The organism is Pseudactinotalea sp. HY158, from assembly GCF_009660225.1.
In the GTDB taxonomy this organism is placed as follows: Bacteria; Actinomycetota; Actinomycetes; order Actinomycetales; family Beutenbergiaceae; genus HY158.
On record NZ_CP045920.1, the window covers coordinates 2,068,503 to 2,089,270 of the forward strand.

19 protein-coding genes are annotated in these 20,768 nt (G+C 69.9%); 14 read left to right on the plus strand and 5 right to left on the minus strand.

Translation table 11 applies throughout. The annotated features are described in order from the left end of the window. The first annotated feature begins 11 nt into the window (after nucleotides 1-11). Nucleotides 12-908 carry a hypothetical protein gene (locus GCE65_RS09075; protein WP_227993450.1) on the plus strand — a complete coding sequence of 299 codons (897 nt, stop codon included), beginning with the start codon at nucleotides 12-14 and terminating at the stop codon, nucleotides 906-908. A 118-nt stretch (nucleotides 909-1,026) separates the two neighbouring features. Continuing rightward, nucleotides 1,027-2,064, plus strand: a complete 1,038-nt coding sequence (locus GCE65_RS09080) for a LacI family DNA-binding transcriptional regulator (RefSeq protein WP_152818641.1) — start codon at nucleotides 1,027-1,029, stop codon at nucleotides 2,062-2,064. Here GCE65_RS09080 and GCE65_RS09085 read toward each other — a convergent pair. Next, a complete protein-coding gene (locus GCE65_RS09085; protein WP_152818484.1) occupies nucleotides 2,032-2,760 on the minus strand; it encodes an SDR family oxidoreductase in 729 nt (242 codons plus the stop codon). The genes GCE65_RS09080 and GCE65_RS09085 overlap by 33 nt on opposite strands. 250 nt (nucleotides 2,761-3,010) lie before the next feature. On the opposite strand from GCE65_RS09085, the gene GCE65_RS09090 reads away from it, so the two are divergent. The 6 genes from GCE65_RS09090 (at nucleotide 3,011) to GCE65_RS09115 (ending at nucleotide 10,089) form a co-directional block, all read left to right on the plus strand. Continuing rightward, on the plus strand, nucleotides 3,011-4,381 hold the full coding sequence (locus GCE65_RS09090) for an ABC transporter substrate-binding protein (RefSeq protein ID WP_152818483.1): 1,371 nt from the start codon (nucleotides 3,011-3,013) through the stop codon (nucleotides 4,379-4,381). Nucleotides 4,382-4,593: 212 nt separating this feature from the next. After that, nucleotides 4,594-5,406, plus strand: a complete 813-nt coding sequence (locus tag GCE65_RS09095; RefSeq protein ID WP_228759867.1) for a carbohydrate ABC transporter permease — start codon at nucleotides 4,594-4,596, stop codon at nucleotides 5,404-5,406. Continuing rightward, the gene (locus GCE65_RS09100) at nucleotides 5,406-6,281 is read left to right on the plus strand and encodes a carbohydrate ABC transporter permease (protein ID WP_153878156.1); all 876 of its coding nucleotides are present in this window, start codon (nucleotides 5,406-5,408) and stop codon (nucleotides 6,279-6,281) included. The genes GCE65_RS09095 and GCE65_RS09100 overlap by 1 nt, the downstream gene beginning before the upstream one ends. 59 nt (nucleotides 6,282-6,340) lie before the next feature. Further along, nucleotides 6,341-7,366: a zinc-binding dehydrogenase gene (locus GCE65_RS09105; protein WP_228759868.1), complete on the plus strand. Its 1,026-nt coding sequence runs from the start codon at nucleotides 6,341-6,343 to the stop codon at nucleotides 7,364-7,366. A 147-nt stretch (nucleotides 7,367-7,513) separates the two neighbouring features. After that, entirely contained in the window at nucleotides 7,514-9,340 is a 1,827-nt protein-coding gene (glmS, locus tag GCE65_RS09110; protein ID WP_153878157.1) for a glutamine--fructose-6-phosphate transaminase (isomerizing), read from the plus strand. Nucleotides 9,341-9,402: 62 nt separating this feature from the next. Further along, nucleotides 9,403-10,089: a rhomboid family intramembrane serine protease gene (locus GCE65_RS09115; RefSeq protein WP_153878158.1), complete on the plus strand. Its 687-nt coding sequence runs from the start codon at nucleotides 9,403-9,405 to the stop codon at nucleotides 10,087-10,089. Nucleotides 10,090-10,103: 14 nt separating this feature from the next. On the opposite strand, the gene GCE65_RS09120 is transcribed toward GCE65_RS09115, so the two are convergent. Together GCE65_RS09120 and GCE65_RS17075 are read right to left on the minus strand one after the other, a co-directional pair. Beyond that, nucleotides 10,104-10,481, minus strand: a complete 378-nt coding sequence (locus GCE65_RS09120; protein ID WP_152910457.1) for a helix-turn-helix domain-containing protein — start codon at nucleotides 10,479-10,481, stop codon at nucleotides 10,104-10,106. Between the two features lie 6 nt (nucleotides 10,482-10,487). Next, nucleotides 10,488-11,102: a type II toxin-antitoxin system HicA family toxin gene (locus GCE65_RS17075; protein ID WP_370460093.1), complete on the minus strand. Its 615-nt coding sequence runs from the start codon at nucleotides 11,100-11,102 to the stop codon at nucleotides 10,488-10,490. On the opposite strand from GCE65_RS17075, the gene GCE65_RS09130 reads away from it, so the two are divergent. The 6 genes from GCE65_RS09130 (at nucleotide 11,062) to GCE65_RS09155 (ending at nucleotide 16,486) form a co-directional block, all read left to right on the plus strand. Further along, nucleotides 11,062-12,618: a cytosine permease gene (locus GCE65_RS09130; protein WP_153878159.1), complete on the plus strand. Its 1,557-nt coding sequence runs from the start codon at nucleotides 11,062-11,064 to the stop codon at nucleotides 12,616-12,618. The two genes, GCE65_RS17075 and GCE65_RS09130, sit on opposite strands and share 41 nt — an antisense overlap. Further along, nucleotides 12,615-13,616, plus strand: coding sequence for an ADP-ribosylglycohydrolase family protein (locus GCE65_RS09135; RefSeq protein ID WP_153878160.1), 1,002 nt, complete (start codon nucleotides 12,615-12,617; stop codon nucleotides 13,614-13,616). Before GCE65_RS09130 ends, GCE65_RS09135 begins: the two co-directional genes overlap by 4 nt. 8 nt (nucleotides 13,617-13,624) lie before the next feature. Next, the gene (locus GCE65_RS09140; protein ID WP_153878161.1) at nucleotides 13,625-14,566 is read left to right on the plus strand and encodes a PfkB family carbohydrate kinase; all 942 of its coding nucleotides are present in this window, start codon (nucleotides 13,625-13,627) and stop codon (nucleotides 14,564-14,566) included. Nucleotides 14,567-14,667: 101 nt separating this feature from the next. Then, nucleotides 14,668-15,762 (plus strand): alpha/beta hydrolase, encoded by a 1,095-nt coding sequence (locus GCE65_RS09145; protein ID WP_153878162.1) that lies wholly within the window; start codon nucleotides 14,668-14,670, stop codon nucleotides 15,760-15,762. An 87-nt stretch (nucleotides 15,763-15,849) separates the two neighbouring features. Further along, nucleotides 15,850-16,080: a hypothetical protein gene (locus GCE65_RS09150; protein WP_152910453.1), complete on the plus strand. Its 231-nt coding sequence runs from the start codon at nucleotides 15,850-15,852 to the stop codon at nucleotides 16,078-16,080. Nucleotide 16,081: 1 nt separating this feature from the next. After that, nucleotides 16,082-16,486, plus strand: coding sequence for a type II toxin-antitoxin system VapC family toxin (locus GCE65_RS09155; protein ID WP_152910452.1), 405 nt, complete (start codon nucleotides 16,082-16,084; stop codon nucleotides 16,484-16,486). Between the two features lie 86 nt (nucleotides 16,487-16,572). Here GCE65_RS09155 and GCE65_RS09160 read toward each other — a convergent pair whose 3' ends face one another. Together GCE65_RS09160 and GCE65_RS09165 are read right to left on the minus strand one after the other, a co-directional pair. After that, nucleotides 16,573-17,397, minus strand: coding sequence for an SWIM zinc finger family protein (locus tag GCE65_RS09160; protein ID WP_153878163.1), 825 nt, complete (start codon nucleotides 17,395-17,397; stop codon nucleotides 16,573-16,575). Then, nucleotides 17,390-20,461 (minus strand): DEAD/DEAH box helicase, encoded by a 3,072-nt coding sequence (locus tag GCE65_RS09165; protein ID WP_228759869.1) that lies wholly within the window; start codon nucleotides 20,459-20,461, stop codon nucleotides 17,390-17,392. The genes GCE65_RS09160 and GCE65_RS09165 overlap by 8 nt, the downstream gene beginning before the upstream one ends. Nucleotides 20,462-20,768 lie beyond the last annotated feature (307 nt).

Consider the following 20,768-nt stretch of genomic DNA (forward strand, 5'->3'; position numbering starts at 1 on the left):
AGAGAATACCCATGAAGACTGCAACGGCGAATCCGTTGAACGTCCTCGAACGTCGCGCCATGCGACGCATCTCGACCGCCGATGGCAACCTGCTCATCGTGGCGGCCGACCAACGCAACGGTATGAAGGCCGCCATCCCCGACGCTCCGGAAGGCCCATCCGCCATCACGACAGCCGAACTGGCCACCGTCAAGGCCGACCTCGTTCGAGACCTCGCCAACAACGCACCCGCGGTCCTGCTCGATCCGGAGGTCGCGCTACCCGCGATCGTCGACGACGGCATCCTCGGCCGCGACACCGGTCTGGTCGTCGGAATGGATGCCTCGGGCTTCGAGACCGTCGACGGACTCCGATACACACGGTACGTCCCCGGAGTCACGGCACGAACCGTCCGTGACCTCGGCGGTGACGCCGCGAAGATGCTCTTCTACTCGCGACCCGACCGCCAGGACGCGACGTCGCGGCTGGCAGACGAGATCCGAGACCTCACGGACTCGTGCACGCGAGAGGGGGTCCTCCTCATCGTCGAACTCCTCACGTACCAACTCGAGGGGGAGAGCGACGCCGATTACGCCCGCCGGTTCCCGGGCCTGGTCGCGGACGGCGCCCGCCTCGCCGTCGAGTGCGGCGCAAAGGTGCTGAAGCTTCAGTACCCGGGATCCGCCGAGGCGTGTCGCGACGTCACCCGTGCAGCCCACGGGGCGCCGTGGGCGGCCCTGTCGGCCGGAGTGGACCACAGCACGTTCATCGAGCAGGTTCGCATCGCGATGGCCAACGGTGCCGCGGGGGCGATGGCCGGCCGGGCCTTGTGGAAGGACAGCCTCTCGCACGACGAACTCACCCGTCGCCGGCTCCTCACCGAGCGCGCCCTTCCGCGCCTTCGCGAACTGGCCGGCGTCATCGGATGATCGGCTAGTCGCTGCGACTCCCGCCGGAAAGGCAGGCGGGAGTCGCGCCTGTGCGGGCTCCGGTACGGTAGTCGACAGGACGGCGTTCCCGATCCGGAGGTGGAATCCATTGGTGACGATGCGCGATGTCGCAGCTCATGCGGGCGTGAGCGCGAAAACGGTATCGCGGGTGTTCAACGGCGACGCCCATGTGCTGCCGGAGACGCGAGCGCTCGTGGAGAAGGTCATGAAGGATCTCAACTACGTGCCCAACGTGCTCGCGACCAATTTCCGCGCCGGCCGTAGTCTCGTTCTCGGGGTCGCGGTCCCGGATGTCGTCGATCCGTACTTCGCGCTCATCATCCGATCGGTCGACCGGGTCGCGCGCGAGCACGGTATGTCCACCGTGGTGACGAGCCTCGGGGAGGACCCGGACGAGGAACGTGCAACGATCGAGACACTCCTGAGCCGACAGCTCTCCGGGCTGGTCATCGCCCCTGTCGGCACCGATCATTCATGGCTTGCGCGCTGGCAGCAACACACCAGCATCGTGTTCGTCGACCGCACTCCCATCGGGATCAACGCGGACTCGTTCACCGACGATGACGAGGAAGGCGCCTACGTCGCGACGCGACACCTCCTCGAACACGGCCATACGAGGATTGCCTACATCGGCGACATGATCCACTTGTCCACCGAACGGCAGCGGCTGCAGGGGTGGCGCCGCGCGCACGACGAGGCCCTCGGAGGCACAGACGACGACCTGGTGGCCGTCCATGTCTCCGATCAGTCACGAACGAACGCCACGCTCAGCCGCCTCATATCCCTCCCGGATCCGCCGACTGCGATCTTCTCCTCCAATGCACGCAGTTCGATGATGCTCGTCCGCGCGATGCGGTCGGCACCCATTCCGATGGTCGGCTTCGGCGACTTCCCGATGGCCGACCTCCTCGACCCCCCACTGAGCGTCATCGATCAGGATCCTGCTCAACTGGGCCGTCTCGCGGCCGAACGCATTATGCTGCGTCTCGAGTTCCCCGGTCGACGCGTGAAGAAGTCCAACGTGCTGGCGGTGTCGCTCATCGAGCGTTCGTCGTGCATGGCAGTCGAGGCACCTCGAACCCGGGCAATGGGCGACGTGCCCTCATCGGCTGCAGTAGCCGCCATCGATCGGTAGGCACACCCCGGAGATCATTGATGCCCCGTCACCGAGCAGGAAGACGATCGGCGCAGCGATGTCCTTCTCGGTCGCCCATCGACCCAAGGGCATCATTTCCAGGAATGGCCCTCCGATCTCAGGACGCCCCCAGTAGCCGGCCGACATCGGGGTCATCACGACGGTCGGATTGACGCTGTTGACCCTGATTCCATGCGCACCGAGCTCCAGTGCCGCCACGCGGGTGATCGCATCGATCGCGGCCTTCGAGGCACCGTAGGAGCCGTGCCCGTCGAGCGCAACGAGCGCTGCCTGGCTCGAAACGTTGACGATCGAGCCGCCGACCCCGAGGCGGATCATCTCCCGCGACGCGTACTTGGTCACGAGGAGCGTCCCGCGGGCGTTGATCCCCATGACCCTGTCGAAGACGTCGACATCGGCCTCAGTCGTCGGCGACACGATTCCGCCCCACCCGGCGCAGTTCACGACGCCGTAGAGGTCGACACCTTCGATGGCTCCGCGGACTGCGTCCTCGGATTCGAGGTCGAACGGAAGCGGGCGGGCGCCTGTGTCCGCGACGATCGCTTCGAGCGAGTCGCCATCCGGCCCCGCGGCGAGCACCGCGGCCCCGGCGCTACACAACTGGCGCACGATCTCACCGCCGATCCCTCCGCTTGCGCCCGTGACCAGGACTGTCCGCCCACCGAAGTCGCCCATCTGTCTGTCCTTCCACTCGATTGCATGACGAATCAGATCACCTACGGACGAACTCGACCGGCACCTCGACGCCGCCGAACATTCGCAGGCCGACATGCTGGTCCAGCCATGCCGCGGTCCGATCGTAGCCTTGACGAACGATGCTTGTCATCGGTGACATGCGTCTGTATAGTCCGTCGTGACACCGGTGACATGCCACGGCTCCCAGAGCTACGTGGCAGACCCGTACGTTGAGGACAGAGAGGTTTTCATGAGTTCACGATTGAATACATCACGGGCAGCGGCCTGGGGCACAGCCCTCTTCGCGTCCGCACTGGCACTGACCGCCTGCTCCGGTGCCGGTGGCGGTGCGGGTGACAGCTCGGCCGACAGCGGCACCATCACGGAGCTCACGTTGGCCACGGTGAACAACCCGCAGATGGTCGACATGGAGCAGCTCAAGGGGGAGTTCGAGGCGGACCACCCCGACATCAAGGTCAACTTCATCCAGATGGAGGAGAACGACCTGCGTGATGCGGTGACCAAGGACATCGCGACCCAGGGCGGGCAGTACGACATCCTGACGATCGGTGCCTACGAAGTCCGGCTGTGGCAACAGAACGACTGGATCGTCAACCTGTCGCAATGGGCCGACGACGACGCCGAGTACGACATCGACGACCTCTTCCCGCCGGTTCGCACCTCGGTCTCCGTCGACGACGACCTCTACGCGGCACCGTTCTACGGCGAGTCGTCCTTCCTCATGTACAACAGGGACATCATCTCCGAGGCCGGGATCACGGTGCCCGAGCGCCCGACCTGGCAGGAGGTCGCGGCGATGGCAAAGCAGGTCGACACCGACGACCACGCCGGGATCTGCCTGCGCGGCAAGCCCGGCTGGGGCGAGGGAATCGCCTCCCTCAACACGGTCGTCAACACCTTCGGCGGCTCCTGGTTCGACATGGACTGGAACGCGCAGGTGGACCAGGAGGGATTCCGGAAGGCTCTCACCTTCTGGTCGGAGACGATCCGGGATTCGGGCGAGGCGGATCCGGTCTCCTACGGCTTCACCGAGTGCCTCAACCTGTTCACGCAGGGGAAGGCGGCCTTCTGGTACGACGCCACGAGCGCGGCCGGCAGCGTCGAGGATCCCGACCTGAGCGAGGTGGCCGGGAACGTCGGCTACGTACACGCCCCGGTGGTCGAGACCGACGAGTCCGGATGGCTGTGGTCGTGGAACCTCGCGATCCCCAAGACCTCCCAGAAGCAGGAGGCCGCGTGGGAGTTCATCAAGTGGGCGACCGGCAAGGACTATGCGAGCCTGGTCGGCAATGAGCTCGGCTGGAGCCGCGTGCCCCCCGGCGCGAGACTGTCGACCTACGACATTCCGGAATATCAGGAGGCGGCCGGCGCCTTCGCGGATATCACCAAAGAGACGATGCTGAGCGTGAACCCGGAGCATCCGGGCGTCAACCCCCAGCCCTATGTCGGGATTCAGTTCATCACGATCCCCGAGTGGCAGGACCTGGGAAATAGCGCCTCGCAGGTCTTCGCCGAGGTGTACGCGGGCCGAAAGTCGGTCGACGACGCCTTGGCCGAGGTTCAAGAGTTGGCCCAGAAGGCCGGCGACGCACAGAAATAGCAGCGCGGCGCGGTGCCCCGTGAACACGTGGGGCACCGCGCTCTCGTCGAAGGATCGGTCGGAATCGATCCACGCACTCGAAGGAGAGAGTCATGGTCACGGTCACCGCCTCCCCGCAGGCATCGCCGCGCCGGGTGGGTTCTTCTGCCCGGGCGAGGTCTGGAATCCGCTTGGCTCGGTTGCTTGTGTGGCCGGCTTTGATCACTGCGATCGTGATCACGCAGGTGCCGTTCCTGGTGACGATCTATTATTCGTTCCGGGAGTGGAATCTGCTGCGTCCGGGTGAGCAGCGGTTCGTGGGGTTCGATAATTACGCGAACGTGCTCGGCAGCGGGGTGTTTCTGTCCTCGTTGTGGGCCACGGTGCTCATCGTGGGGGTGAGTGTGGCGGTGGCGGTCGTGTTCGGGATGGCGTTGGCGTTGCTCCTGGATCGCCGGTTCATCGGTCAGGGGTTGGCGCGCACGCTGCTGATCACCCCGTTCCTGATGATGCCGGCGGCCGCGGCGCTCGTCTGGAAGTGGGCGCTGCTCGATTCGAATGTCGGGATGGTGAACTGGGCGTTCTCACTGGTGGGGATCTCGCCGGTGGCGTGGAATACCGATCATCCGATCGTGACGATCATGATCGTGCTCATCTGGCAGTACACCCCGTTCATGATGTTGTTGTTGCTCGCGGGCCTGCAGTCCCAGCCCGGTGACGTGCTCGAGGCCGCGGCGGTCGATGGCGCGGGCCCGGTGCGCACGTTCCTGTACATGACGATCCCGCACCTGCGTCAGTACGTGGAGTTGGCGGTCCTGCTCGGGGCGATCCTGCTGCTGCAGGTCTTCGACCCGGTGGCGATCATGACCCGCGGGACCGGGGGCACCAAGACCCTGTCGTACCTGCTCTACGAGCGGGCCTTCGTCGGTCTGGAGATCGGGGAGGCCGCCGCCTACGGGGTGCTCTCGGTCATCGTGACGATCATCGTGGCGATGGTGGCCCTGCGGACCCTGTTCAAGGTGTTCAAGACGGAAGGAACACGCTGATGTCGACCTCGATCTCGCCCACGCGTACAACCCACGAGAACGTCAAGCGGCATAAGCCGCTGGCCCGGCGGGTCGGCTCGTTCGGGTTGTCGCTGCTGACCTGGGCGCTGACGGCCGGGTTCTTCTTCCCGATCGCGTGGATGGTCTTCACCGCGTTCAAGACCGAGCGTGATGCGGCGACCATGCCGCCCACGTTCCTGGCCGATTTCACCCTGGAGAACTTCTCCAAGGTCTTCGACCGGGGCTTCGCGATCTACCTGACGAACTCGGTCTCGGCCTCGGTCGTGTCCACGATCATCGTCATGGTCCTGGCGGTACCGGCCGCCTACGGGCTCTCGGTCAGGCCGATCAAACGTTCGACCGATGTGTTGTTCTTCTTCATCTCCACGAAGTTCCTGCCGATCGCCGCGGCCGTCATACCGATCTACATGCTCCTGCAGGCCGCCGGCGCCCTGGACAACATCACCGCCCTGTCGATCCTGTACGTGGGCATGAACCTGCCCCTGGCGGTGTGGATGATGCGGTCCTTCCTCATCGAGGTCCCCACCGAGATCATCGAGGCCGCCCAGGTCGACGGCGCCCGCTTCCGCACCGAGCTCCTACGCATCGTCGTGCCGATCGTGGCCCCCGGGATCGCCGCCGCGGCCCTGATCTGCTTCATCTTCGCCTGGAACGAGTACTTCCTGGCGAACCTGCTCACCTCGACCATCGCCCGCACCACCCCACCCTTCCTCGGCAGCTTCGTCTCCGGCCGCGGCCAATTCCTCGCCGCGCTCTCCGCCGCCGCCACCCTGGCCGTCCTCCCCGTGATCATCGCCGGCTGGGTCGCCCAGAAACGCCTCGTCCGCGGCCTCGCCATGGGCGCCATCAAATAACCCCGCATCGACCCTGCGAGAGCGTGAGCACTCGCCCAGCACCGAAAGGCCGGCCCCACATGAACGAGATGATCCGCCGCGTCACGGTCGTCGCCCCCGGAGAAATCCGGATCGACGAGACTCCCCGCCCCGCGCCGAGCAACGCCGAGGTGCTCGTGCGCATGCTTGTCACGGGGGTATGCGGATCCGACACCCACGCAGCTGCCGGACGGCATCCGTTCGTGGCACTGCCCTACAACCCCGGCCACGAGGTCGTCGGGGTGATCGATGCGCTTGGTCCCGATGTCACGGCCTTCGAAGTCGGCGACCGGGTCACGGTCGAGCCGACCCTGCCGTGCTGGAACTGCAAGATGTGCCGTACCGATCGGTCCAATCTCTGTGAGAATCTGCAGTTCTTCGGATGCGGCTGGGACCAGGGCGGCATGGCCGACTACTTCACGGTCGCCTCCACCCGGCTCCACCGGGTACCGGAACAGTTCACCGACCTGCAGGCCGCACTCATCGAGCCCCTCTCGACCCCCGTGCACGCCGTTCGCCTCGCCGGCGATCTCCGCGGCAAGGCGGTGGCCATCGTCGGAGCGGGCACGATCGGCCTCCTCGTACTCAAGGCAGCGCGGCACGCCGGCGCCGCGCGGATCATCATGACCGATCCCCTGCCCGAGAAGCGCCGGCTGGCACTCGCGCTCGGTGCCGACGACGTCGTCGATGCGCGCGAGGACGATGTCGCTACCCGCGTTCGGTCGGTGCTCGGAGAGAGCGCCGATGTCGTATTCGACTGCGTGGCGATCCAATCGACGATCGATCAGGCGATCGAGATCGCACTCAAGGCCGGCACGGTCGTCGTCGTCGGCGTTCCGGAGGCCTCCGTGACCGTGCCGCTGCCGCTCATCCAGGATCAGCAACTGCGCATTCAGGGGTCCGCCACCTATCTGCCCGAGGACTACCGAACCGCCATGGAGATCCTTGCGAGCGGGACCGTATCGACCGATGACTTCATCACCGCCACATTCCGTCTCGACGATGCCGCCGAGGCCTTCGAGGCCGCCTCCGCTGGGCACCAGGTCAAGGTGCTCGTCACCCGCTGATCCATCGGCGGATCGGCCCCCGCACCGACGGCGCTCGGCCCACCTCCCACGAAAACCCCGCGCGTCCGTTTTCATCGGGGCCGCCCGCGGCCGTACGATTTTCCCGCACCCCGGGCCGACCGGCCCGCCCCGACCAGGAGGTCCTCCATGTGCGGAATCGTCGGATACATCGGCCACCGGCCCGCCCAGCCCATCCTCACCAGCGGCCTCAAGCGGCTCGAGTACCGCGGCTACGACAGCGCCGGGATCGCGACGATCGACGACGACGCCCGTGTCACCCTCGTGCGCGCCGTCGGCAAGGTCGCCGAGTTGGAGCATGCCGTGGCGACCCGCGTCACCGCGGACACGGTCGGCATCGGGCACACCCGCTGGGCCACCCACGGCGTGCCGAGCGAGCGCAACAGCCACCCGCATCACGTCGGCCGCGTCTACCTCATCCACAACGGGATCATCGAGAACTACGCCGAGCTCGCCGATGTACTCACCGAACGCGGATACACGTTCGCCGGCGAGACCGACAGCGAGGTGCTCGCCGCACTCGTCGACGCGCTCCTCCCCCTGCACGGCACCCTGCTCGAGGCCGTGAGCGGCGCGCTCAAGATGGTCGTCGGCACCTACGGCCTCGCGCTGCTGTCCGACGAGAACCCCGATGAGATCGTCGTCGCCCGCCGCGGCAGCCCGCTCATCGTGGGCCTGGGAGAGCAGGAGACCTTCGTGGCCAGCGACGCCGCCGCGATCGTGGGCCACACCGACCGCGTCGTCTACCTCCAGGACGGCGAGATCGGCGTCTGCACCCGCGGCGGCATCGCCCTCTACGACGTCGACGTCCAGCCGCTCGAACCCGCGGTCGAGAAACTCCAGGTCGACCTCGCCTCGATCCAGAAGAAGGGCTACGACCACTTCCTGCTCAAGGAGATCCACGAGCAGCCCGAGGCCCTGCGCGCGACCCTGCGCGGACGCATCGACCCGGAGACGAACCGGGTCCAGCTCGGCGGGCTCAACCTCACCGACGACCAGCTCCGGTCGATCCGCAACATCATCGTGGTCGGCTGCGGCACCGCCTACTACGCGGGCCTCGAGGCCGCGTACCTGATCGAGCAGTTCACCGACGACGTCACCATCCGCGCCGAGGTCGCGAGCGAGCTGCGCTACCGCTCCTTCCACACCCCGAAGAACACGGTCGCGCTCATCGTCTCCCAGTCCGGCGAGACCGCCGACACGCTCGCGTGCCTGCAGGAGCTGCAGCGCCGCGGCGTCCACTGCATCGGCATCGTCAACGTCGTGGGCTCCACGATCGCCCGCGAGGTCGACGGCGGCATCTACACCCACGTCGGCGCCGAGATCTCCGTGGCGAGCACGAAGGCCTTCACCTCCCAGGTCGCGGCGGTCACCCTCTTCGGCATCGCGCTCGCCCAGGCCAAGGGCATGAGCCGGCAGGATCTCGTGCGCTACACCGACGAGTTCGCCCTCCTGCCCGAGGCGATCGAGGCGGCGCTGGCAAGCGTCGAGGAGCAGGTGAGGGACGTCGTCCGTACGTACTCGGACTACTCCCACGCGCTCTACGTGGGGCGCGACACGCTCTACCCGATCGCGCTCGAGGGCGCGCTCAAGCTCAAGGAGGTCACGTACGTCCACGCCGAGGGGTATGCCGCCGGCGAGCTCAAGCACGGGCCGATCGCCCTGATCGACGACTCGTTCTTCGAGGTCTGCTACCTCCAGGACAACTGGCTGCGGGAGAAGTCCGTGAGCGCGCTCGTGGAGATGAACGCGCGCGGGGCGCACGCGATCGTCGTCACAAACGTCGACCGGGAGCTGCCGGCCGAGACCGTCATCCGGGTACCCACGACCGCGGATCTGCTCGCCCCGCTCGTGTTCAACGTCGTCTCCCAGCTCTTCGCCTACTACATGGCGGTCGAGCGCGGCACCGACGTGGATCAGCCGCGCAACCTGGCCAAGTCGGTCACGGTGGAATAGACCCTGCCGCTCGTGGGGACGGCGTCGCGCGCCCGGGCGTCCAGGCCTATCGTGTCGGTGATGTGACGATCGCGCATGAGGGGTCGATGCGACGGGCCGAGCCCACCCGGTGTCGGCGACGGCCCTGGCTCACCGGGGCGGTCTTCGCCGTGACCGCCGCGATGGGAGTGGCGCAGCTGATCCACCCGGCCCTGCTCGACGCGCTCGAGCGCAGCCCGGCGGCGCTGCACGGGCAGTGGTGGCGGTTCGGCACCGCGCTGCTCGTCCAGGACGGCGGGATCGCCGGCCTGGCATCGAACCTGCTGTTCCTCGCGTTGATCGGCGCGATCGCGGAGCAGGTGATCTCGCGGGGGTGGTGGATCGTCCAGTATCTCGCCGTCGGGGTCGCGACCGAGTTCCTTGCCCTGCTATGGCAGCCGATCGGAGGCGGAAATTCCATCGCGGTCTGCGGGCTCACGGGGGCGGTCGCGGTGGCGGCCTGGCACCGCCACGAGCGGCTCCCCCGCTGGGCGCCGTCGGCCGTGGCGCTGTGGTGCGGGGCGCTGCTCGCCACCGCGTGGCTGCCGCTCATCGTGCTCGGCTTCGTCGGTGCCGGCGTCGCCCGGATACGGCAACAGGCGGGCCGGTCGACCGGCGAGCTCGTGCTCGCGGCGGTGATCGCGACGGGCGCGGCGCTGGCCGTCGTCGCCGATATCCACGGCGCGGCGCTGATGCTCGGGCTCCTGCTCGCGTGGGGACGGCGTCGCTGATCGCGGCGCGGAGATCAGCCGGCCCGCTTCTCCAGTTGCGCAATCCGCTGGTAGGAGACGCCGAGCACCTCGGCGGCCTCGCGCTGTGTCAGCCCCTGGGAACGAAGCCCGGTCACCGCGTTCCGTGCCAACCGTGCGGCGTCGGCGGCGTCGGCACGCGCACGAGCCTCCTTGTCTCGTGCGGCTTCCCACGACAGGCGTATCGCGTCATCGACCTCGATATCGAGATCGACCCGGATCGACGACTCATCGACATCGAGAGCCAACGCGGCGGCCTCACGGGCCATCGCGCGCACCTGATCGAGACGGCGGGCCTGGGTCACCACCCCGAGTTCTGGGATGTCGACTGTCCACCAGCGCCCCTCCCTCCGCGCCACGATCCTCATCGCCATCTAAATCTATCTCCATGCGTCGGGCGCGTCGCCGTCCAGGGCCGCGATGACACTCCGGACGACTCCCGCGCTGATCATTCGGTGCTTCGGAAGTACTAGTCGTCGACCCTCAGGTGAGACCCACATCTCGTGTGATCCTCTTGTTCGACCGATCACCCAGCCTCGCAGTCGCAACTGCGCCGCGACTCGTCGGTACTTGACTTCCTTGACCACCACTCTAGGCAAGTGGGGATAGCCGATCAAGACAAGGGACCCTAGAAATCTGTGGATGGGCCGCCGGGTGCGCCCGACCCCGTCGACCGCTGCGGCCGCATCACGGATGGCAGCCGCGATCACGGTCTCATAGCGGTGGCGTGCACGCGGGGCGAACTCCTCGTGCGACCGCGCGAGAATCGACGCGATGTCGGCTCGAGCGGAATGCGTGAGTCGAAGCGTCGACGTCAGTCTGCGCGCGAGCGCCTCGGTGTCGGCCTGCCGAGCCGAGTGATGAAGCCGTCGAGGTCCTCTTCCGCGATCTCGTCGAAGCGCCCGACCTGCAAGAATGGCCCGGTCGTGACCCGTCCGTCCGAAGGAGACCAGGATGTCGCCGAGCCCATCGGGACCAGCAGAGCCCACGCCCACCGGCGCGCGCGAGGCGAGCGGCGTCGTCCATGATCAGGGCGGTGCGCCGATCGCCACCGGGGCGAGCGCCACCCGCGGGATCGTGGAGACCGCCGGGATCGAGATCATCGGCGAGTCCGAACGCACGGCGAGGCCGCGGGACCTGTTCTGGCCGTGGTTCGCCGCGAACGTGTCGGTGTTCGGGATGAGCTACGGCTCCTACCTGCTCGGCTTCGGGATCTCGCTGTGGCAGGCCACGGTCGTGGGGATCATCGGGATCGTCATCAGCTTCGCGCTGTGCGGGCTCATCGCGATCGCCGGCAAGCGCGGCAGCACCCCCACGATGATCCTCTCCCGGGCCGCGTTCGGCGTGCAGGGCCAGAAGGTGCCCGGGGTGATCTCCTGGCTCACCTCGATCGGCTGGGAGACCGTGCTCGCGATCACCGCCGTGCTCGCCACCTCCACGGTGTTCAGGGCGCTCGGCTGGGGAACGGGCACGGCGATCACGCTGCTGGCCACGCTGTTCATCGCCGCGCTCATCGTCATCGCCTCGGTGCTCGGCTACCACACGATCATGAAGGTGCAGTCGGTGCTCACGTGGGCGACCGGACTCATGACCGTGCTGTTCATGGTGCTCACGGCGGGCAAGATCAACTGGGACCAGATCGGCTCCACCCCGGACGGCTCGGCGCAGCAGATGCTCGGCGCGCTCGTCATGGTGCTCACCGGGTTCGGGCTCGGCTGGATCAACATCGCCGCCGACTGGACCCGCTACCAGAAGCGCTCCACCCGCGACCGCACGATCGTCGCCTGGAACACGTTCGGAGCCTCGATCGCGCCCGTCGTGCTCGTGGTGTTCGGGCTGCTGCTGGCCGAGTCGAACGCCGACCTGGCCGCGGCGATCGGCGACGACCCGATCGGGGCCCTCATCACGATCCTGCCGCTGTGGGCGCTCGTGCCGTTCTGGATCGTGGCCGTGCTCACGCAGGTCTCCGGGGCGATCCTGGGCATCTACTCCTCCGGCCTCACGCTGCTCAGCCTCGGCATCCGCATCCCGCGCCCGGCCGCCGCCGCGATCGACGGGGTCATCCTCACCGCCGGCACGATCTGGGTCGTGTTCTTCGCGGGCACGTTCATCGGGCCGTTCCAGAGCTTCCTCATCACGCTCGGGGTGCCGATGGCGGCCTGGGCCGGGATCCTCATCGCCGACATCCTCACCCGCCGCACGGTCTACGACGAGGCGGCCCTGTTCACCTCCGCCGGCCGCTACCGCGCCGTCGACTGGACCGCCATCGCCACGATGGTCATCGCCTCGGTCATCGGCTGGGGCCTCGTGGCCAACGGCTTCGCCGCCGAGGCGTCGTGGAACAACTGGCAGGGCTATCTGCTCGGGATCGTGGGCGGGCGCGAGGGCGCCTGGGCGGGCGCGAACCTCGGGGTGCTCGTGGCGCTCGTGCTCTCCTTCGTCGTCTCGGTGATCGCCCGGCGCGCCCGCATCGGTCGCCAGGAGCACGGCCTGGCCGCGCTGCCGCGATGAGCATCCGCGACCGGGCCCTCGGGGCGCTGCTCGGGCTCGCGATCGGCGACGCCCTGGGCATGCCCACCCAGTCCTTCTCCCGGGCCGAGATCGCCGAGCGCTTCGGGGTGATCACCGGGCTGTGCGACGCCCCCGCCGATCAGCCGATCGCCCCGGGCATGCCGGCCGGGTCGGTCACCGACGACACCGAGCAGGCCCTCCTCGTGGCCGACCTGCTCGTGGCCGGTGGCGGCCGGATCGACGCCCGCGCCTTCGCCGGCGCGCTGCGGGCCTGGGAGGCGCGGATGATCGCCCGCGGCTCCCTCGACCTGCTCGGGCCCTCGACCAAGGCCGCCCTCGCCGCGATCGCCGCCGGCACCGACGTGGCCGAGGCGGGTCGCTTCGGGACGACGAACGGTGCCGCCATGCGCATCACCCCCGTCGGCATCGCCTCACCCGCCGGTCTGCCCGGATCCGCCGGGCTGCTCGAGGCGGTCGTGTCGGCGAGCCGCGTCACCCACAACCCGGGTTGGGCGCTGTCGGCGGCCGCGGCCGTGGCCGCCGCCGTGAGCGCGGGTGTGGACGGCGCCCCGGCGGCCCGCGCGCTCACGCTCGCCGTGGCGGCGGCCCGCGCGGGTGCGCGGCTCGGGCACTGGGAGGCCGGCGGGCACGTCGCGGCCCGGTTCGAGGCGCTGCGCGGGCCGGCCCGCGAGACCGGCGACTTCGCGAGTTTCCTCGATGAGGTCGTGGGCACGTCGGTGCACTCCCAGGAGTCGGTCGTGGCCGCGCTGCTCATCGTCGAGCGGTACGCCCGGCGCCCGTTCGAGGGGCTGTGCCTGGCCGCGGCCGTGGGCGGGGACACCGACACGATCGCCGCGATCGCCGGCGCGATCCTCGGGGCCTGCGCCGGGGCGGGCGCCTTCCCCACCGACGTGCGGGCGAGGGTCGAGGCCGTGAACGACCTGGGGCTGGAGCTCCGGGTCGACGCGTTGCTCGGACTGCGGGCCGCGGCGCCGTGAGCGGCCCGGTGACTCCAGCCGGCCCGGGACGGGTGCTGCACGCCGGGCAGGCGCTCGTCGACCTCGTGCTCACCGTGCCGCACCTGCCCGAGCGCGGCGGCGACCTCTTCGCCCGCTCGGCCGACCTGCTCGCCGGCGGCGGCTTCAACGTCATGGCCGCGGCCGCCCGGGACGGCGCCCGGGTCGTCTACCTCGGCGGGCACGGCACCGGACCGTTCGGCGACATCGTGCGCTCGGCCCTGCGCGCGGAGGGCATCGAGGTCCTCGCCGCGCCGGAGCCGGAGGACTCGGGCTTCTCGATCGCGTTCATCGAGGACGACGCCGAGCGCACCTTCGTCTCCACGCTCGGCGCGGAGGGGCTCGCCCGGCGGGCGGACTTCGACGCCGCTCGCGTGGGCGCGCGCGACGTCGTCTACGTCTCGGGGTACTCGCTCGTTCCCAGCCCGCACCGGGAGGTGCTGCTCGGCTGGCTGCCCGGCCTGCCGGCCGGCGCACGGGTCGTGGTCGACCCGGGTCCGCTCGTCGGCGAGGCGGAGGGAGCGCCCCTGGCCGGGCTCATGGCGGCGGCGCACGTGTGGAGCACGAACGAACGCGAGGCCCGGCTGCTCGCGCGGCGGATCGGCCTGGATGCCGGCGCGGGCCGGGAGTCGCTCGCGGGCGACCTGGCGCGGGAGCTGGGCTGCGCCGTCGTGCTGCGCTGTGGTGCGCACGGCGCGATCCTGGCCGGCGCGGAGGCGGCGCGTCACCTGCCGGCCCCGGCGGTGACGGCGATCGACACGAACGGCGCCGGGGATGCGCACTGCGGCGTGCTGTGCGCCGCCCTGGCCGCCGGTGCGGGGCTGGGGGAGGCCGTCGAGCGCGCGAACCACGCGGCGGCCCTCGCCGTCACCCGGCGCGGCCCGGCCACCTCCCCCACCGCGGCCGAGATCGAGGCCTCGCTGCGGGGCTGAGCCGACCGGCGAATACACCGGTCCGAGCCCGCGGGGACCTTGGCCCCGGGCACCGGCGGGGGCACGATGGAATCGGGACTCGGTCGTGCTGGAGCGTGGCAATGGAACGTGAAGAACACCGGCTGCGCGCCGTGGGCAGTGAACCGTCGAGTCGAGTTCTGCGTCGCATGTGGTTGTACGGCGGCATCGTGGCCGCCGCACTCAGTGCCGCGGCGGCGCTGACCTACGAGTTGTCCCCGTGGCCGCGGGTGTGGATGCTGCGTCTCATCAGCGAGAACGAGGCGGACCCGGTCGCCACCACGACTCCGTACGTGCCGGACGACATCGATGCCCGGCTCGATCTCGTCTACGACCCGGCCGAGCCCGCCTGTCGCTTCGACGTCTACCGGCCGCGGGGCGCCGGGCCGCTGCCGACGGTCCTGTGGGTGCACGGCGGCGGGTTCGTGCAGGGCCGCAAGGAGCGCCGGCGTCCCTACCTCGAGGTGCTCTCCTCCCACGGCTTCACCGTGATCGGCCTCGAATACACCACGGCCCCGGAGGCCGTCTACCCGGCCCAGATCCATCAGCTGCGCCGGGCGGTGCGCTACGTCGTGGAGCACGCGGCCGACCTCGGTGTCGACCCCGGCCGGCTCGTGCTCGGGGCCGACTCCGCCGGGGCGCACATGCTCGCCCAGAGCGTCCTCGCATCGACCGATGCGGACTACGCCGCCTGGACCGGTCTGCCGAGGGTCGTCGACCCGGGCCGGCTGCGCGGCGCGGTGCTGGCCAGCGGCACCTACGATATGCGGGCCTCCTACGCGATCCGCGCGGTGTACGGGCTCTACGCCTGGTACGTGCGCACGATCGTGTGGGCCTACACCGGCACGCGTCGATTCCCATCCGATCCCCGGTTCGAGCAGGCCACGATCGTCGACCACGTGACCCGATCTTTCCCGCCCTCGTTCATCAGCTCCGCCCCGCAGGATCCGCTCGGCCCGCAATCACGAGACCTCGCGCGGCGCCTGCGCGCGGCCGGTGTGCAGGTCGACGAGGTGGTCCTCGACGAGGACTCCCCCTCCGGGCACGTGTTCGAGTTCGACCTGAGCAACCCCGATGCGCGCACGACGATGATCCGGCTCGTGGCCTTCCTGCGGCACGTGACCGGCGCGGACCACCGGGACGGGGTGAGCGATGGTTGGCAGGCGGCGCACCCATAGGGGTGCCGCACCCGAGCGGTGAGGAGACCATGAACGCTGCGGTCGACCAATCATGCAGAATTCATGCAATCGCGGTAGGTTGGGCGCATGAGCACCGAGATCGTGCAAGTCCGGGATGTCGCGTCCGAGGACGCGCAGATTCTGCGCGCACGTGCGAAGGCCCGGAACATGTCCCTGTCCAGTTACCTTCGCGAACTGATCCACGACGATGCCTCACAGCCTGTGATGGCGGAGATACTGGCGCGGATCGCCTCCCGCGAGCGGATCGAGGTCGGCACCGAGGAGATCCGCTCGTTCATCGAGGACGGCCGGCACTGACATGACCGTCGTCGATGCCTCGATCATCGTTCGACTCCTGCAGAACCGGCAAGGGGATTCCGGGCTGCGGGAACGCCTCGGCCGTGAGAAGCGGGTCCACGCGCCAGCGCTCATCGATGCCGAGGTGGTGTCGGCGATCCGCGGACTGCTGCTCACCTCCAAGCCCTCGATCCGGATCACCGTCGAGCGCGCCGAACTGATGCTCGACGACTTCGCGGATCTGCCGTTGACGCGATACCCGATGCAGCCCTTTCAGCGGCGCGCACTGGCGCTGCGGGACAACTACACCGCCTACGACGCGTTCTACGTGATCCTGGCCGAATCGCTCGGGGTGCCGTTGCTCACCGATGATCGAAAATTCGCCGGCGCGCCCGGGCATGTGGCCGTGATCGAGACGTGGCTGTAGCGTCTGCGCGCCGATGCGCCCTGATGTGACCTACTCTGCCCTGATGTGCGCCGCGGCAGGTGGCCGGGCGGACGAACCCTGAACGCCTACCCGGGCGGCGGCTCCTCGTCCCCCAGCGCCCGGTAGAGCGGGCGCAGCGCGTCGACGATCGGCACGTTCCGCACCGAGATCCCCACCTGCGGAAGCTGGTCGAGGAGCGCCTCGGCCGGAGCCGCGGCCACCGAGCCGGGCGCCACCCGGCCACCGGAAGAGTAGAACGAGGCGAGGCACGCGGCGAGGGGCGCTGCGTCGTCACCACGCTCGATACGGTCGGCGGCCACCGCGCCCCCACGCGCGCAGCTCAGCGCCGCGAGCAGTTCCTCGCGGTCGCGGCCGCGCCAGGCGAGCACGAGGAACGGGTCGGTGTCGAAGGCCTCGGCGAGCAGGTAGAACGTGGCCGCCAGGTGCTTGCACGGCACGGCGACGTCCGGGCAGGAGCAGTCCATCGACAGGTCGCGCGCGTTCGCGGGGAACAGCGGGAGCTCCGCCGCGGCGAACACCTCCTCGATATCGGGGGGCATCTCGCCGGCGAGCAGCTTCGCCGTGAACCAGGCATCGCCCGCGAGGCGGTCGACCACGCCCGCCCATTGTGCCTTGTCGAAGGGCGTCAGCCCGATGCGCACCCGGTACGGCCGGGCGCGGCTGCCCTGCACGGTCGCGGTCACGGACCCGGGGGCGATGTCGAGGTCGAGCACCTGCCCCTTGCGGGCGTAGGTGCGCCCGCGCGCGAGCCGCCCGCCCACCCCGAGGGACTCGAGCACGTCGATGAAGCGCTCCGACCACCAGGTTCGGGCGATGGCGCCGCGGGTGCTGCGGGCCTTGATGCCGTCGGCGGGGCGGGGCCGCGAGGGCGGCGGGTACCAGCTATTCACCGATCGCCTCCTCGGACAGGGTGAACACGCGCCGCAGCTCCTCGGTGGACAGGTCGGAGATCCAGGACTCCCCGCCACCGACCACCAGGTCGGCCAGTTCCCGCTTGCGTTCGATCATCTCGTCGATCCGCTCCTCCAGGGTGCCGGCACAGATGAACTTGCGCACCTGCACGTTGCGCCGCTGCCCGATCCTGAAGGCCCGGTCGGTCGCCTGGTTCTCCACCGCCGGGTTCCACCAGCGATCCAGGTGCAGCACGTGGCTCGCCGCCGTCAGGTTGAGGCCGGTGCCGCCCGCCTTGAGGGAGAGGAGGAAGATCCCGGGGCCACCCGGGTCCTGGAACCGCTGGACCAGCTCATCGCGCCGGGATCTCGGCGTGCCGCCGTGCAGGTAGAGCACCCCGGAGCCACCCGCGCCCGGGGAGCCGTAGGCCGCGGCCAGGTGCGGCAGCAGCATGTCTGCGAATTCGGTGTACTGGGTGAACAGCAGCGCCTTCTCCCCCGCCCCGATGATCTCGGCGAGGATCTCGTGCAGGCGGGCGACCTTCCCGGAGCGCTTCGCGACCGGGGAGCCGTCGTGCAGCAGCTGGGCCGGATGGTTGCACACCTGCTTGAGCTTGGTCATCGTCGCCAGCACATTGCCGCGGCGGGCGATGCCGTCGGCGGCCTCGATCTTGGGAATCATCTCGGCCACGACGCTCTGGTAGAGGGAGGCCTGCTCGCGGGTGAGGTTGCAGTACTGCTTGATCTCGATCTTCTCGGGCAGGTCCGGGGCGATCTGCGGATCGGTCTTGAGCCGGCGCAGGATATAGGGGCGGGTCACCTGCCGCAGCCGGGCGGCCGGCTCGGTCAGGCCCTGCCGCTCGATCGGTTTGGCGAAGCGGGTTCGGAACTGCTCGATCGAGCCGAGGATGCCCGCATTGAGCAGATCCATGATCGACCACAGCTCGGCGAGCTTGTTCTCCACCGGCGTGCCCGTGAGCGCCACGCGGTGACGCGCGTCGAGCCGCCGCACGGCCCTGCTCGCGCGCGTGAGGTGGTTCTTGACGGCCTGGGCCTCGTCGAGCACGAGCCGGCCCCAGTCGTGGGTGGCGAGCTCGTCGATATCGCGGGTGGCCGTGTGATAGGTCGTGAGGACGACGTCGCAGCTCGCCAGCCGCTGCACCAGCGCCTTCCCGCGTGGCCTGGTCGGGCCGTGGTGGGCGTAGAGGGTGAGTCCGGGGGCGAACCGGGCGGCCTCGCGCTGCCAGTTTCCGATGAGCGACATGGGGCACAGGAGTAGCGTGGGCCCCGACTCGGGGCGCTGGGCGCGGGCGTGCAGCTCGAGGGCGAGCAGCTGGATGGTCTTGCCCAGGCCCATGTCGTCGGCCAGGCACGCGCCCAGGCCGAGGCCGTCGAGGAAGCTCAACCAGGCCAGCCCCCGCTCCTGGTACGGGCGCAGTTCGGCGTGCAGTCCCGGGGGCGGGCAGACGGGGGCCAGCGCCGTATCGGCCGTCCCCTCGAGCAGATCGCCGAGAAGGCCGGAGGCGTGGACGGCGGTGACCGGCAGCGGTGCCTCGGCGTCGTGGTGGCTCGCGGCCAGGGCGAGGACCTGGGCGACCGAGTGCTGCGGGCCGGCCTCGCGCCGGCGGGCGATGAACTCCAGCCCGAGGCGGATCTGCTCGGCATCGACGGCGACCCACTGGCCGCGCAGGCGCACGAGCGGTTCCTTCGCGGCCGCCAGGGCCGCGAGTTCCTCCTCGCTCAGGGTCTCCTCGCCGAGCGCGAGACGCCAGTCGAAGTCGACGAGGCTCTCGGCGGTGAGCATGCCCGCGCCCACGCCGCCCTCGACCTGGGGTGCGGCCGTCGCTTTGAGGCCGAGCCGCCTGCGCTGCTGCCACCAGGACGGCAGGAGCACCCCGAAGCCGGCCTGGTCGAGCAGGTCGGCGCGGTGGGCGAGGAAGTCGTGGGCGCCGGTCGCGTCCAGGTCGAGCGCGACGGGGCGGGCGCGGCGCAGCGCCCCGGCCAGGTCGGGGTAGACGGTGGCGGCCCGGCCCAGTTCGGCCAACAGGAGTTCGTCGGGCCGGTCGAGCCAGCGGGCCAGGCCCTCGCCCCCGTCCCAGACCTGCGAGGCCGGCACCATGAGGGTCGGGTCCTCGGCCGACTGGAGCCAGAATTGCAGCCGCCAGCGGGCGCCCGGGCCGCCGCCTGCGGGGCGAACCCCGGCGGCGGATCGCTCGAGGCCGTCGTCGTCATCGTCGTCGAAGCCGCCCAGACCATCCAGACCATCCAGACCATCGAGGTCGTCGTCGAGGTCGTCGAGCGACACGAGCCGGAACGTCGCCCGGGCCCGGCCCGGTGCCCCGGCCCCGAACTCGTCCCAGGCCGCGAGCGATGCCGCGAGTCGCTCGAGATCGCCCGCCTCGGCCGTGAACTCGCCGTCGGCGGTGCCGAGGGCATCGAGCCAGGCCTCGGCTGCGGGAATCGTCTTCGGGAGCCGTCCGCGCCGGCGAGGCACGCCCGCGAGCCCCGGGGTTCCCGTGACCTCCAGCCGCGCCCGCACGGCCGCGTCGGTGAGCTGGTCCAGGGCGGCCTCGACGAGCGTGGCCGGATGCCGGCCCGTCAGGTCGGCGGGATCGGCCACGACGGCCCGGCCCACCGGCGGGAGCGTCGAGACCAGGCCGGCCACGGTGCGCGCATCCGGGCCCTGCTCGACGGGACGCCACCACGCGAGGCCGCGGGCGCCGTCCATGAGCGAGACGGTGGGAAGCACACGGCCGCGTTCGGCCAGGTCCCGGGCGAGGGCCGCGACCTCGGCCAGGTGCCACACCGACTCCCCGAGACGGACGTCGTCGAACGGGTCGTCGACGTCCAGGTCGAGGAAAGCGAGCGCGGCCACCGGATCGAGGATGAGGATCGGCACGGTCCAGGCGGTCAGCGCCGGCTCCGTGCGCGGCGCCGGCCGCGGCCGCACGCGCACGACGTCGGGCGAGTCGAGCGGGGCGGTGAGGAGTGAGGGAAGCGCCAGCGTGGCGGTGTCGCTGCCGCCGGCCGCAGGTGCTGTGAGACCGAGTGCCTCCGCGAGCACGGCCGCATCGGCCGCGAACGGGTGCGTCCGGGCGCTGCGGCGCGCCTGACTGGTGCTCTTGACGGCGCGGGCGCTGTCCTCGCCCCACAGGCACAGGCCGCGCTCGGGTGACCAGAACGCGTGCAGGGCGTACAGGGCTGCCTCCTCGATCGGCTGGGACGATCATATCGGCCACCGCGCAAGGCAGGACTGCGACCAGGGCCCGGCGGCTCGGCCTATCGCATCGCCGACACCAGGCGCTCCAGCAACTCGATGAGAGTGGCGTAGTCGCGGGCGGGCAGCACGGCCGAGGCCCGTTCACGGATCC